Consider the following 13,029-nt stretch of genomic DNA (forward strand, 5'->3'; position numbering starts at 1 on the left):
TCGCTTCATGACAACCCGTATCCCCTCTCTCAACTGGTTGCGCGTGTTCGAGGCAGCGGCCCGCACCGAAAGTTTCGCACGGGCAGCGGTGCAGCTGAACATGTCCGCCGCAGCCGTCAGCCAACAGGTCAAGGCGCTGGAAACGCGTCTGGGCACGCCGCTGTTTCACCGACATGCCCATGCGGTGACACTGACGGAAGCCGGTCGTGCCTATCTTCCATCCGTGCAGCAATCGCTGCTGATGCTGGAAACCGCCACCACCGGATTGTTCGGGGAAACGCGGGAACAGCGGTTGTTTGTGCAATCTGTTCTGCTGTTTGCGCACGGCGTTCTGGCGCGGGGGCTGCCCCAGTTTCAGGCCGCCCAACCTCAGATCAATCTGTCGTTATCGACCGGCAATCTGATTTCGGATTTTGCCAACCGATTCACCGATTTGCAGATCGTCTTTGGAAATCCGGCATTGTTCGGTACAGAACACGACGAGTTACTGCGCGAGCATTTGTATCCTGTCGCGCCACCAGACGTCGCGGCTCAGATCACCGGGCCGCAAGACCTGCTGCGGTTCACTCTGATTGAGGTTTCGACCCACCGTGCAAGTTGGCTGCACCTGTTCGAGACGCTTCGGTTGCCGACCGCTCAGGCCCACTATTTCTTTGCCGACAATTCCCTGATGGCGGCCGAGCTGTCAGCGAATGGCGGCGGCATCGCTCTGGCCCGTGCACCGGCGTCGGATCGGATCATGCGCATGTCCGGGCTTGTCCCCTGTCTTCCCGACATCGCCTGCCCGGGACAAGAGGCCTATCATCTGGTCTATCCGTCCCGAACCGCGTTGCGTCCTGTCGCCCGCATATTTCGCGACTGGCTGCTGGATTACAGCGCCGAAATCCAAAGGCGATAGAGGCTCACCGCTTCGGTCCGTCCGCAGAAATCTTTATGAACGTGCTCCGATCACCCGGCGAAGCTGGTGGTCAGAATATCCAGCTGTCCTGTCAGGTCGGTTTGCGCATCATGGCCCAGCACCATGTACCCATAACCATCTTGCGCCCAGGTCGCCGTAGCAAGACCGCTGAGCACCGCATGTTTGACCGGTTTGTTCTCGGCTGCGGGACCCTGACGGATGACACAGAACGCAAACGGCTGCCCCTGTTCATCGGCATAGACAACCTGGATCAAAGGTTTGCCCTTGAACGACAGAACCTGCGCCCGCTTCAGATCCAGCCCCGGCAGGTTTTCCAACACTTCACGGTTCAAGGACCGGCCTAACTGAGCTTCGGCCTGCGCAATTTGCGCATCGAGTGCAGCGGGCGAATTGTCCAGCTCGGCAATCGTGTCCGGAACATAGAGCGACTGATAAATTGCAGCCTGCGCAGCCCAGCCCAGTTCGGGCGGGCGCGTGGCCCAGAATGTTGCGGACACGGCAATGACAGCGACCGAAGCCGCCACCGCGAAAAGACGAAGAGGGCCCGAGGAATATGAGACAGGCGACGGCGCGGGCATGTCCATTGCGAGCGTTTTTGCTGGGATGTCCCGGAATACGTCCTGAACAACGCCTGCTATCGGATCAAGCGCCATCAGACGCGCCTCAAGCTCGGGGTCGCCTTCGACGGCAGCTTCAATCACACGGCTCTGGCCTTCGTCCAGTGAGCCGTCCAGATATGCCCGCAAAGTCTCGTCGGAAAACGTCATTTGCCACTCCGCCGAATTGCGCCTGTCGCGTCGTGCTGCATCGCGGATTTCAGTTTCTGCCGCGCGTTGGACAGGCGGCTCATGATCGTACCGATGGGAACCTCCAGCAGCGCGGCAGCTTCGCGGTAACTATAGCCTTCGACAAACACAAGCATCACCGTTTCCCTCTGCGCTTCCGGCAGGTGCATCACTTGGGTAAACACTTCAGCGGCGAAAATATTCGTTTCTGCGTCGGGGCCGGTCGCGACCAGTTCGGCCTCGGGTGTCACCGACAGGGCCTGTGCCTTGCGCACGGATCGCGCGCGCAGTTCGTTCAGCCAAATCGAGCGACAGATGGTCATCAGCCAACTGTCCAGCCGCTCATGCGATGTCACCTGATGGTGCCGCTCCAGCGCGCGCAGGCACGTGGCTTGCAACAGATCGTCGGCGATGTCCGAGACGCCGGACAGCGCAAGCCCGAACCGCCAGACGCGTTTCGAATGCGTCTGGATCGCGCCGCGCACGGCCTGTTCGGAACTCATCTCACCGCTCATCGAATAAATCGTGACCTGTGTGTGTTTGTCTTTCACGAGCCGGGCCCGTGGGTTCAGGACTGACATAGACTCTGGAGGAATGAAATGAAACTTCTGTTCAAGGCGATCACGATTGCGTCGACGATTATTGCAGCTCCGGCCTTTGCGGCCAACTGGACGCTGGACTCGGATACCTCGCACCTGGCTTACGGCACGGTCAAGATCGACGATATCGGAGAGGTCAATTCCTTTACCAATCTGTCCGGTCACGTGGGTGATGACGGCAGGGTCGAGATTCAGATCGACTTGTCTTCGGTCGAAACCAATATCGACATCCGCAATGAACGCATGATCGAACACGTGTTCCGCAAGGCTGCCACGGCCACGTTGTCAGCAACGATCGACATGGACGCCGTATCGAAACTCGATGTCGGGAAAAGCGAGACTTTCGAAGTAGATGCAAAACTCACGCTGGCGGGCACAGATGCGGATTTCACGACTGGGATGTTCGTGCTGCGCCTGTCGGACACATCCGTGATGGTTTCGACCAACGACATGGTCTTTATCAGCGCCGAGGATGCCGGCGTCACGGCGGGCGTGGACAAGCTGATGGAACTGGCCCAATTGCCGGGCATCACGCGGACCGTTCCGGTCACCGCACGCCTGATGTTCAGTCAGGACGGCTGATCGGTGCCGCGTCGGGCGGCCATGAGCGTCAGCAACTGTTCTTTCGCCTGCCCGATATGCGTCGCCAACAGCGCGCAGGCCGCCTCGACCTGACCGGCCTGCGCCAGACGCAGCAGTTCGCGATGGTCCTGGCGGGCCGACTCGCGCTGCTCCATGACACTCAGGTGCATGCGGATATAGCGGTCGGATTGCAGTGCCACCCGATGAAGCAGGTCGTTTGTCAGCCCGCGCTCGGCCGCCGCATACAACGCCGCGTGAAACTGATGGTTGAGCGCGCCCCACTGGCCCACATCATTGGCATCGTAAGAGGCTTCCATCTGCTGCAGAATCCGAGCGCAGCGGTCGATGTCCCCGTCCGTCATCACCGGAATTGCCCGGCGGAACAGATCGACCTCAAGCAAGATACGCAAATCGAAGATTTCGGCAATTTCGGCCAGGGAATGCTCGGTCACCGAGGCACCGCGATTATTGGTCAGCACCACCAGCCCTTCGGCGTCCAACTGCTTCAACGCCTCTCGCACCGGCATGCGCGAGACAGCGTATTCCTCGGCCAATGCCTCCTGCCGAATGGTCTCGCCTTCGGACAATTCACCGCTCAGGATCCGGTCGCGCAGGTCATTGGCTATGACGTCGGGAAGACTCTGACGTGTTATTGCGCGTTTCATTGCCATCGGATTACCCGCTTTCCGGGGGCGAACCGGCCCCCCAAGTGTCGCTCAGGCGGTAACCGCCAGGCCAGGGGTCGTCCGGGTCCAGCATGTGCTGATGCAGTCCGGTGATCCAGCCCCGGCCGGAGATTTCAGGGACGATCGCGTTGCGATCGCCGATGCGCGTGGCCTGCATAATTCGGCCCGTGAACCGCGAGCCGATGATCGAAACCGCCTCGAAACTCTGTCCGATCTGCATCTCTCCTTTTGCCGCCATCAGCGCCATGCGCGCCGACACCGCGGTTCCGGTCGGGGATCTGTCAACCTTTCCCGGCTGGATCGCCACCGCAGATTTTCCGCGCAGGCCGGTTGCCGTCTTTTCCAAAGGTCCGCAAAACGCACAGAACGAGATATGATCCCAATCCGGAGTGTCAGGGTGAGAAAACCCCAGCTGGTCATTCGCGGCATCAGTGATCGCGACGCCCAGACGGGCAATATCGTGGGCCTCGGCTTCGACGATGTCAAAGCCCAACGCAGATGCATCGACAACAACAAAACTGTCCCCGCCATAAGCCGTGTCGACCGTCAGCGTCCCCACACCCGGCACCTCGAGCGGAACAGCGATCTTGTCGGCAAAACTGGGCAGGTTCTGCACAAAAATGCGCTCGGCCTTGCCATTGCGGCATTCGGCCCGAACCCGGACCAGACCGCCCGGCGCCTCAAGCGTCATTCGGGTTTCCGGCTCCTGCATCGGGATAATGCCACCATCCAGCAGTACGGTCGACACACAGATCGAGTTTGACCCGGACATCGGTGGCGTGTCTTCGGGCTCCATGATGATAAAGGCGGCGTCCGCTTCGGGGTTCTTGGGCGGCACCAGCAGGTTTACATGCCGAAACACGCCCCCGCGCGGTTCGTTCAGCACAAAGTTGCGCAGGGTCTGATCGCGGGCGATAAAGGCGCGCTGATCCCACAGCGTGTCGCCCGGTGGCGGCACCACACCGCCGACGATTACATCCCCAACCTCGCCCTCGGCATGGGCAGAAATGACGTGAATGGTCTTGCTGCTGCGCATCATTACCCTTTCAGAACCGTGTTGCAGAGAAGGGGTCAGATGAAATTGGTGGCTCTTGCCCGCCAATCATCGCCCCCACCATCTCGGCCGTTCCGGTCGATTGCGTCAGACCCAGATGGCCATGCCCGAACGCGTATATGACGTTCGGCGAATTTGGGGACGCGCCGATTACCGGAATACTGTCCGGCAGCGACGGGCGAAAACCCATCCACTGGGTACCGCCTTCGGTCTTCAAACCCGGCAGGAACCGCTGCGCCTTTCTCAGAAGCGTATCAGCCCGTTCATAATTCGGCGGCAGCTTCAGCCCACCCAGCTCGACCGCACCCCCAACCCTGACACCACCATTGATACGGCTGGCTACAAAGCCATGCCTTGAAAAGGTCAGATGCATCCGCAGATCGAACGCCCCCTCGGGCAGGGTTGTATTATATCCGCGTTCTGTCTCGAGCGGAATGTGATCGCCGAGGGTTCGCGCCAGATGATGCGACCAAGCGCCTGCCGACAACACAACCTTGCCCGCATCGACCGTGCCATTCGCACAAGCCAACCGAACACCTTTGGAGGTCGGCGCGAGGCCCAGCACCTCCTGCAGCTCAATCTGACCTCCGCGGTCGCGAAATGCCCGTGCCAGATGCTCAACCCATGTTTTTGGATCGACGGTATTCATCCAATTGGGCGTGAACCCCGCATGCGTAAAGCGCGGGCTCAGGCCCGGTTGCTTTTCGGCAATGGCCTCGCGGCTTTCCAACAGCTCGAAGTCGATCCCATGACGGCGGCGCAGCTCCCATGTGGGCAGGCTGGCGCGAAATTCCGCCTCGCTTTCATAAAGCTGCATCTGGCCGTCGCGCTGCATCAGGGCCTCGCCATCGACCGAAGCGATCTGACGGGTCAGTGCGGCGCTGGACAGTTCCATCAGGCTGGCCTGTGCGCCCAACAGGCTTTGGTAGCGATCCGGGCGGCTGGCGCGCCAGAACCGGTACATCCACGGGGCGATCTGAAATGCGTAAGCCGGCGGGATCGACAACGGCCCCAGCGGGTCCAGCAACCATTTCGGAGCCTTGCGCATTATGCCCGGTGTCGCCAGCGGCTCGACCTCGGAAAAGGCAAATGCCCCGGCATTGCCCGCCGAGGTCTCCGCCGCCACGCCCGCGCGATCAAACACACGGACTGAATGGCCCAGCCGTTGCAGCTCAAGCGCTGCGCTGATCCCGATGACACCGGCCCCAATGACAATGACCTGCTGCATCAGGGTTCAATGCCCCCTTTGAACGGATCATCAGGGGCAAAAATCAACCGCGCCTCAGCCATCACGAAGGCTTGCCCGGTAATCGAAGGGATGACGCCCCCGCCCGGCCCCGGCTGATAGGACAGGCGGTAGGAACTGCCGATCACGCTTTCCTGCACAATCTCTTCTCCGGGCGCCAATTTGCCTTCGGCCGCCAAACAGGCCAGACGCGCGGAACTGCCCGTCCCGCATGGGGACCGGTCATAGGCATCATCCGGGCAAAGCACAAAGTTTCGGCCGTGCACGCCTTCATTTTGTGATGCGCCCTGAAAGATGACGTGATCGATCGGCTCGCCTTTCTCACCGCCAAGCCCCTGCGCGATCGAGGCCTTACGAATTGCAATCGCTGTGTCGGTCAGCTGACGAATATTTGCGGGCTCGACCGGGATGGGGCTGGGATCGACGATGAAAAACCAATTGCCGCCATAGGCGACGTCTCCGGTCACCGCGCCGATCCCGGGCACATCGAGCGTGGCCGCGCCGTGAACCCGGCGACTTTCGATATTCGTGACTGTCACCGTGTTGGCATCGTGCAATTCGATTGTGACCACCCCTGCCGGCGTTTCGATCCGATGGCTACCAACATCGATCCGTCCCAGATGCGCCAGCGTTACTGCCAGTCCGATGGTCCCGTGACCGCACATGCCCAGCACCGCATCCACGTCAAAATAAATCACGCCGGTCGCACATGTCAGGTCCACCGGCTCGACCAGCAATGCTGCCACCATTGCCGGCTGACCGCGCGGCTCCAGCATGATCGAGCGATAAAACTCCTTGTGCTCTGTCGCCAACCGGCGGGCGCGCTCGGTCAGCGGACCAGATCCCAGATCGGGCGCGCCGTCCAGGATCACCCGCGTGGGTTCTCCTCCGGTATGGCTGTCGATCACATGCATTCAGCGATCACTCCACCCTGCTTCGACCAGTCGTCGAACCATTTGCGGAACAGATCATATTGTTGCTCGCAATAGTTGCGCTGCGCATCGGTCAGCTCGTCAGTTTCATTGAAATGCAGACGGTATTCGGGTTCGCCGTTTAAGACCAGCAGGTGTTTGTAATAGAGAACCAGATCCGGCCCTTCGTCAAAACTGGACAGAACGTGAAAGGCTTCGGTCAGTTCCTGTGCGCGCTGGCGCGCTTCGGCATGACCTTCGGCAGCCTTTTGCGACAGGGCAGCCAGCAACAATGCTTCGCGCGGCAGAGCGGTTCCGATTCCGGTGATCGAACCTGTTGCGCCGCAATTGACGAAACCGTGGTAGACTTCGGTATCGACGCCGACCATCAGCGTGACCTGATCGTCCTGACTGGTGATGTTTTCCGCCGCGTAGCGCAGATCGTCCTTGCCACCGAACTCCTTGAAGCCCACCAGATTCGGATGCTCGGCCCGCAAGGCAAAAAACAAATCAGCCTTCGTGGCAAACCCGTAATACGGGCTGTTATAGATGATTGCGGGTACATCCGGCGCTGCGGACAGAATGGCCTTGAAGTGGTTTTTCTGCGCAATCGGCGACGTCCCCCGCGACAAGACACGTGGGATCACCATCAGTCCCGCCGCTCCGATCTTCTGCGCATGCGCGGCATGGGCCACTGCGGATTTCGAGTTTATTGCACCGGTGCCGACCACCACCGGCAAGCCCGCATCGATCAGGCGCTCGACCCCTTCCATGCGTTGCTGGTCCGTCAGCAAGGGCCAATCGCCCATCGAGCCGCAATAGACTACGGCAGACATGCCGGCCTCGATCATCTCCTTACCCTTGCGCACCAGCGCATCGAAATCCGGTGTCCGGGCTGGCGTGCACGGGGTCATGAGTGCGGGCATGGTGCCGGTAAATACATCTGATTGCATGAAATTCATCCTTTGAGGGGCAGTTGCGCATACGCAGTTCACGTATTTCGACTCGCCATATCGGATATTGGATACAAAATCCACAAGATTCACCTGGCAAAGAAAAAAGCGGCGCCCTTTGTCGGACGCCGCGTCTAACTCCGCTCAGGTCTTTGCGCTTATCGCAGCCTTAGCCCGGTATCCGGATCGAACAGCATCGCGCGTTCCGGGCGGACCGAGATTCCGATCTTCTCGCCCTGCTTGCTGCGCTGATCATCCCGCTCTTCCACGATCAGCTTGTCGCCGTTTGGTGTCAGCAGATAGGAATAAGACACACCACCCAGCGCCTCGGTCAGATCGACAGTACACGTATCCGCAGCGCGATCGATCTGGATGTGTTCCGGGCGGATGCCCAATGTCACCTTGGTCGCGTCGGATGGCACCGTATTGGTAACCGGAACAAAGTCCGTCAGTGCAGGGTGCCGGACAAAACCGTCCACGACGTCGCATTCGAGGAAGTTCATCGCCGGAGACCCGATAAAACCTGCCACAAAGCGGTTGTCCGGATCGCGATACAGGTCCATCGGCGCGCCGACCTGCTCGATGCGCCCATCACGCAGCACTACGATCTTGTCCGCCATGGTCATCGCCTCGACCTGGTCATGGGTCACGTAAATCATCGTCGCGCCGATTTCGTTGTGCAACCGCGCGATCTCGACCCGCATTTCCACGCGCAGTTCGGCGTCAAGGTTGGAAAGAGGTTCGTCAAACAGGAACACTTCGGGGCCGCGCACGATGGCACGGCCTATCGCAACGCGCTGACGTTGCCCGCCCGACAGGGCCTTTGGTTTGCGCTTGAGATACTGGTCCAGCTTCAGGATGTTCGACGCTTCCTGAACTTTCTTGTCAATCTCGCCTTTGGCCACACCGTTCATGCGCAGACCAAAGCCCATGTTCTCGGCTACTGTCATATGCGGGTATAAGGCGTAGGTTTGGAAAACCATTGCCACGCCGCGTTTGGCCGGGTCCATATGGGTGACGTCGCGCGGGCCTATGTGGATCTCGCCCTCGGACGTCTCCTCAAGCCCGGCTATCATCCGCAGCAGTGTTGACTTACCGCATCCCGATGGACCGACAAATACGCAGAATTCGCCGTCTTCGATCTGCAGATCAATGCCATGAATGACCTGCGTCTGGCCATACCGTTTGATCGCCCGGTTCAGATTTACTCCCGTCATGTCGCTTGCATCCTGTCGTTACTGGCCATTTGCCGGCTCTCGGGGAACCGCCATGCCTGTGCTTCGGCCCCGATTTGATCCGCCACGTGCCGTACACGAGGAATCCAGGCCTCCAATTGGTCAAAATCCATACGCCCGGTGGAACCGGTCACTGAAATTGCCCCCAGCATCCGTCCGCCCGAAGTCAGTATCGGACAGGCGATGCAGATGATGCCGGGTTCGTGTTCTTCGTCATCGATGGCGTATCCCCGGCTGCGGATCAGGTCGAGATCGGCCCGCAGGGCCGCCTCGGTCGTGAGTGTCTTGTCAGTAAAGCGATGAAAGCTCTGCTGTGACATCGCCTTGTTCAGAGCATTCTCATCGAGAAACGCCAGCATCGCCTTGCCAACGCCGGTGCAATAGGCCGGGCCCACCTTGCCAGCCTGCGAATACATCTCGATCGGCTGCGCCGCGTTCCGCTTGTCGACATAGAGAACCTGACTGGAATCAAGCTGCGCGAGATGCACGGTCTCTCCGGTCTCGCGGCTCAGCGCATCCAGAAATGGCCGCGCAATGGGCGCCAGCGAACTTTGCGTCCAGGCCGCGTGAGCCAGACGGACCAGCCGCAGCCCCGGAGCATAAGTCTGCCTGTCAGGGTCATAAGACAACATTCCCTGATTGGTCAGGGATTGCAGAAACCGATACAGCGACGCTTTGGGAAAATCGCTGCTGTCCAGCAATTCCGCAAAGCGCACCGGGCGTTGAAACGCAGCGACCTGTTCAAGCACGTTGCATGCTTTGCCTATTGTTCCGTCACCAGCCACGGGTGCCTGACCTCCTCCACTTTCCCCACAGCACCGCTGCGAGGGTCTTGACAACGCTAACCGATTCGATGTGTAGTTTTCAATATATAAAACTTGGTTTCACTATTTGGAACCTCTAAATGGAAGCTAAGGGAGGAAACCATGCATTCCATGTTCAAGCGCACGGCGGCGGCGTTGGCTGCCAGTGTGGCAATTGCTGCTCCGGCATCAGCCGAACTCACCGGTGAGTTGCGGATCTTTCTCGACACTTCGAACCCCGCACCGCGAGCGACGATGGAAGCGATGATCGCGCGGTTCGCGGAACAGCATCCGGGTCTGGAAATTGAAACCACGGTGATCGACCGCGAGGCGTATAAAACGCAGATCCGAAACTTCCTGACCGCGGACACGCCAGACGTTGCAACATGGTACGCCGCGAACCGGATGAAACCCTATGTCGAGGCGGGCCTGTTCGAAGATGTGTCGGACCTGTGGGCCGAGCCTGAAATTGCCGACAATCTGGCCTCGACCAAAGGCGCGATGACCATCGACGGCAAACAGTGGGGGGTGCCCTACACCTATTACCAGTGGGGTGTTTACTATCGCAAAGACATCTTTGACGAACTGGGCCTGAGCGAGCCGACCACCTGGGAAGAAGAGCTGGCAAACTGCCAGAAGATCATCGATTCCGGTCGCGCCTGCTATACCATCGGCACCAAGTTCCTGTGGACCGCGGGTGGCTGGTTCGACTACCTGAACATGCGCACCAACGGCTTCGACTTCCATCAGCAACTCGCAAATGGCGAGGTTAGCTGGGAAGACGACCGGGTCAAGCAGACCTTCGCCAACTGGAAGCAGCTGATCGACATGGGCGCGTTCATCGACAACCACCAGACCTATAGCTGGCAAGAGGCCCTGCCCTTCATGGTCAATGGCGAGGCAGCGGCCTACCTGATGGGCAATTTCGCTGTGGCACCGCTGCGTGAGGCAGGACTGACCGACGACCAACTGGATTTCTATCAGTTCGTTGCCATCAACCCCGATGTCGAACTGGCCGAAGACGCGCCAACCGACACCTTCCATATCCCGGCCAACGCGTCGAACAAGGAAGCGGCACGCGAGTTCCTGCGCTTTGTAGCCTCACCCGATGAACAGACCGAGATCAACAATGGTGCGAACCTTGGTCAGTTGCCGGTGAATGCACAATCGTCGGTCGATGACGACAAATTCCTACAGCAAGGCTTTGAGATGTTGTCGTCCAACAGCCCCGGTGGCGTTGCCCAATTCTGGGACCGTGATGCGCCTGCGGAAATGGCCAAGGTCTCGATGGAGGGCTTCCAGGAATTCATGGTCAAGCCGGACAATGCCGACCGGATTCTGGCCAAGCTGGAACGCGCTCGTCAGCGCATTTACGACAACTGATCGCAGTTCGGGCCGGGGTAGCGACCGGCCTGAACGCAACCCAAACGCAGGGTGGGTGTCAGCCCGCCCTGCCCCACAAACCAGAGATTTGTCATGACCGTTGCCGTCGACATCCCCGAACAGGAAAGCTGGTTCCACAGAAACCAACAGCGCATTGCGCCCTGGCTGTTTCTGGCGCCGGGCTTGCTGTTCTTCATGGTCTATGTGATCCTCCCGGTGTTCGAATCCTTCAACCTGTCGCTTTATGAATGGGACGGGCTGGGGGCGGCCGAATATGTCGGCTTTCGCAACTACGAAGACCTTTATTGGGAATGGGTCGACCGGGACGCTTTCTACGTCTCGCTCAAGAACAACCTGATCTGGCTGATCCTGTACCTACTGGCGATCCCTGCGGGTTTGTTTATCGCCCTGTTCCTGAACCAGACCGTTTGGGGCATCCGGCTGTACAAGTCGCTGTTTTTCTTCCCGTTTGTGATCTCGCAGGTGGTCGTTGGCCTTGTTTTCACATGGTTCTACGATCCAACCTTCGGCCTGCTGAATGAATTCCTGAGCCTGTTCGGCCTCGGCCCGCTGAATGTCCTGGGTGACGAGCGGTTCGTCACCTATGGCATCATCTTTGCCGGCCTCTGGCCGCAAACGGCCTATTGCATGATCCTGTACCTGACCGGCCTGAATGCCGTGGACCCGGAACAGATCGAGGCCGGACGTCTGGACGGCGCAAAAGGCTGGCGCATGCTGTGGCATATCATCCTGCCGCAACTGCGCCCGGCGACCTTCATCGCCTTTGTCGTGACCATTATCGGCGCGCTTCGGTCTTTCGACCTGATCTCGATCATGACCCAGGGCGGCCCGTTCGGTTCATCCCGCGTGCTGGCCTATTACATGTTCGAGGTCGCGCTCTCTGAATATGGCTTCCGCATGGGATATGGTGCCGCCATCGCGGTCGTCCTGTTCCTGATCATGCTCTGCTTCATCGCCTATTTCCTGTGGTCGATGTATCGCGAAGAGAAGGGGCACTGAGATGTTTCCCAAACCCATCGAAAAACAGCCCCGCGCGGCGCAGATCACCTATCAGGCCATGCTGCCGCTGGCCTTGCTGCTGTGGCTCGGGCCGCTTCTGGCCGTCGCGCTCTTCTCGGTCAAACCGGCTGCGGACTTCACCAACGCAAACTATTGGGGCATGCCGTCCAGCTTCGAAGGCGCGTTCAACTACGGGCAGGTGTTCTTCAACTCGGACATGCCGCGTTACCTGCTGAACTCGTTCCTGATCACTGTCCCCACGGTGATCGGTGCCGTCGCGCTCAGCTGCATGACCGGGTTCGCACTGGGAATCTACAAGTTCAAATCGAACCTCTGGATCTTCTTCATGTTTGTCGCGGGCAATTTCGTGCCCTTCCAGATCCTGATGGTTCCGGTCCGCGACCTGACCCTGCAACTGGGCCTCTACAACACCAAAACCGGTCTGGTCCTGTTCCACATCGCCTTCCAGACCGGGTTCTGCACGCTGTTCATGCGCAACTTCATCCGCGCCCTGCCGTTTGAACTGATCGAGGCCGCGCGGGTCGAGGGTATCAGCGAATGGCGCATCTTCTGGTACGTGGTGCTGCCGCTGATGAAACCCGCCATCGCCGCGCTCAGCGTGCTGATCTTCACCTTCATCTGGAACGATTATTTCTGGGCCGTCGTGCTGACCCAGGGCGCGGAAAGCCAGCCTGTCACCGCAGGGATCACAAGTTTCAATGCCCAATTCCGGGCCGCCTATCAGTTGATGAGTGCCGGCTCCATCGTCGCGGCCTTGCCGCCGGTGGCCATGTTCTTCCTCATGCAGAAACACTTCATCGCGGGTCTGACCCTCGGTGCCGTAAAATAACGT

14 protein-coding genes are annotated in these 13,029 nt (G+C 59.4%); 5 read left to right on the top strand and 9 right to left on the bottom strand.

The genetic code is table 11. The annotated features are described in order from the left end of the window. The first annotated feature begins 7 nt into the window (after positions 1-7). A complete protein-coding gene (locus tag AC2TDJ_RS10765; RefSeq protein ID WP_480842009.1) occupies positions 8-898 on the top strand; it encodes a LysR family transcriptional regulator in 891 nt (296 codons plus the stop codon). Between the two features lie 50 nt (positions 899-948). On the opposite strand, the gene AC2TDJ_RS10770 is transcribed toward AC2TDJ_RS10765, so the two are convergent. Together AC2TDJ_RS10770 and AC2TDJ_RS10775 are read right to left on the bottom strand one after the other, a co-directional pair. Next, positions 949-1,686 carry a hypothetical protein gene (locus tag AC2TDJ_RS10770; RefSeq protein WP_480842011.1) on the bottom strand — a complete coding sequence of 246 codons (738 nt, stop codon included), beginning with the start codon at positions 1,684-1,686 and terminating at the stop codon, positions 949-951. Next, positions 1,683-2,285 (bottom strand): RNA polymerase sigma factor, encoded by a 603-nt coding sequence (locus tag AC2TDJ_RS10775; protein ID WP_480842013.1) that lies wholly within the window; start codon positions 2,283-2,285, stop codon positions 1,683-1,685. The genes AC2TDJ_RS10770 and AC2TDJ_RS10775 overlap by 4 nt, the downstream gene beginning before the upstream one ends. An 18-nt stretch (positions 2,286-2,303) precedes the next feature. On the opposite strand from AC2TDJ_RS10775, the gene AC2TDJ_RS10780 reads away from it, so the two are divergent. Beyond that, a complete protein-coding gene (locus AC2TDJ_RS10780; protein WP_480842015.1) occupies positions 2,304-2,885 on the top strand; it encodes a YceI family protein in 582 nt (193 codons plus the stop codon). Here AC2TDJ_RS10780 and AC2TDJ_RS10785 read toward each other — a convergent pair. The 7 genes from AC2TDJ_RS10785 to AC2TDJ_RS10815 form a co-directional block, all read right to left on the bottom strand. Further along, positions 2,873-3,556, bottom strand: coding sequence for a GntR family transcriptional regulator (locus AC2TDJ_RS10785; protein ID WP_480842017.1), 684 nt, complete (start codon positions 3,554-3,556; stop codon positions 2,873-2,875). The two genes, AC2TDJ_RS10780 and AC2TDJ_RS10785, sit on opposite strands and share 13 nt — an antisense overlap. Positions 3,557-3,560: 4 nt before the next feature. Continuing rightward, on the bottom strand, positions 3,561-4,607 hold the full coding sequence (locus AC2TDJ_RS10790) for a trans-3-hydroxy-L-proline dehydratase (protein WP_480842254.1): 1,047 nt from the start codon (positions 4,605-4,607) through the stop codon (positions 3,561-3,563). A 10-nt stretch (positions 4,608-4,617) separates the two neighbouring features. Next, a complete protein-coding gene (locus AC2TDJ_RS10795; RefSeq protein ID WP_480842256.1) occupies positions 4,618-5,856 on the bottom strand; it encodes an NAD(P)/FAD-dependent oxidoreductase in 1,239 nt (412 codons plus the stop codon). Further along, entirely contained in the window at positions 5,853-6,785 is a 933-nt protein-coding gene (locus tag AC2TDJ_RS10800) for a 4-hydroxyproline epimerase (RefSeq protein ID WP_480842019.1), read from the bottom strand. Before AC2TDJ_RS10800 ends, AC2TDJ_RS10795 begins: the two co-directional genes overlap by 4 nt. Further along, the gene (locus tag AC2TDJ_RS10805; protein ID WP_480842021.1) at positions 6,776-7,735 is read right to left on the bottom strand and encodes a dihydrodipicolinate synthase family protein; all 960 of its coding nucleotides are present in this window, start codon (positions 7,733-7,735) and stop codon (positions 6,776-6,778) included. Before AC2TDJ_RS10805 ends, AC2TDJ_RS10800 begins: the two co-directional genes overlap by 10 nt. A 158-nt stretch (positions 7,736-7,893) precedes the next feature. After that, a complete protein-coding gene (locus AC2TDJ_RS10810) occupies positions 7,894-8,952 on the bottom strand; it encodes an ABC transporter ATP-binding protein (protein WP_480842023.1) in 1,059 nt (352 codons plus the stop codon). Next, entirely contained in the window at positions 8,949-9,755 is an 807-nt protein-coding gene (locus AC2TDJ_RS10815) for an IclR family transcriptional regulator (RefSeq protein ID WP_480842025.1), read from the bottom strand. Before AC2TDJ_RS10815 ends, AC2TDJ_RS10810 begins: the two co-directional genes overlap by 4 nt. Positions 9,756-9,896: 141 nt before the next feature. Between AC2TDJ_RS10815 and AC2TDJ_RS10820 the strand changes: the two genes are divergently transcribed. The 3 genes from AC2TDJ_RS10820 (at position 9,897) to AC2TDJ_RS10830 (ending at position 13,026) form a co-directional block, all read left to right on the top strand. Continuing rightward, the gene (locus AC2TDJ_RS10820; RefSeq protein WP_480842027.1) at positions 9,897-11,156 is read left to right on the top strand and encodes an ABC transporter substrate-binding protein; all 1,260 of its coding nucleotides are present in this window, start codon (positions 9,897-9,899) and stop codon (positions 11,154-11,156) included. A gap of 93 nt (positions 11,157-11,249) precedes the next feature. Next, the gene (locus tag AC2TDJ_RS10825) at positions 11,250-12,176 is read left to right on the top strand and encodes a carbohydrate ABC transporter permease (RefSeq protein WP_480842029.1); all 927 of its coding nucleotides are present in this window, start codon (positions 11,250-11,252) and stop codon (positions 12,174-12,176) included. A gap of 1 nt (position 12,177) precedes the next feature. After that, complete coding sequence (locus AC2TDJ_RS10830; protein WP_299948950.1) at positions 12,178-13,026, top strand: carbohydrate ABC transporter permease; 849 nt, start codon at positions 12,178-12,180, stop codon at positions 13,024-13,026. The last annotated feature ends 3 nt before the right edge of the window (positions 13,027-13,029 follow it).

Source organism: Ruegeria sp. HKCCD6647-2, assembly GCF_057221075.1.

Bases quoted from the DNA above. Each gene is read 5' to 3' on its own strand.
- AC2TDJ_RS10765 (WP_480842009.1), top strand. From the start codon at position 8: ATGACAACCCGTATCCCCTCTCTCAACTGGTTGCGCGTGTTCGAGGCA.
- AC2TDJ_RS10770 (WP_480842011.1), bottom strand. From the start codon at position 1,686: ATGACGTTTTCCGACGAGACTTTGCGGGCATATCTGGACGGCTCACTG.
- AC2TDJ_RS10775 (WP_480842013.1), bottom strand. From the start codon at position 2,285: ATGTCAGTCCTGAACCCACGGGCCCGGCTCGTGAAAGACAAACACACA.
- AC2TDJ_RS10780 (WP_480842015.1), top strand. From the start codon at position 2,304: ATGAAACTTCTGTTCAAGGCGATCACGATTGCGTCGACGATTATTGCA.
- AC2TDJ_RS10785 (WP_480842017.1), bottom strand. From the start codon at position 3,556: ATGGCAATGAAACGCGCAATAACACGTCAGAGTCTTCCCGACGTCATA.
- AC2TDJ_RS10790 (WP_480842254.1), bottom strand. From the start codon at position 4,607: ATGCGCAGCAGCAAGACCATTCACGTCATTTCTGCCCATGCCGAGGGC.
- AC2TDJ_RS10800 (WP_480842019.1), bottom strand. From the start codon at position 6,785: ATGCATGTGATCGACAGCCATACCGGAGGAGAACCCACGCGGGTGATC.
- AC2TDJ_RS10805 (WP_480842021.1), bottom strand. From the start codon at position 7,735: ATGCAATCAGATGTATTTACCGGCACCATGCCCGCACTCATGACCCCG.
- AC2TDJ_RS10810 (WP_480842023.1), bottom strand. From the start codon at position 8,952: ATGACGGGAGTAAATCTGAACCGGGCGATCAAACGGTATGGCCAGACG.
- AC2TDJ_RS10820 (WP_480842027.1), top strand. From the start codon at position 9,897: ATGCATTCCATGTTCAAGCGCACGGCGGCGGCGTTGGCTGCCAGTGTG.
- AC2TDJ_RS10825 (WP_480842029.1), top strand. From the start codon at position 11,250: ATGACCGTTGCCGTCGACATCCCCGAACAGGAAAGCTGGTTCCACAGA.
- AC2TDJ_RS10830 (WP_299948950.1), top strand. From the start codon at position 12,178: ATGTTTCCCAAACCCATCGAAAAACAGCCCCGCGCGGCGCAGATCACC.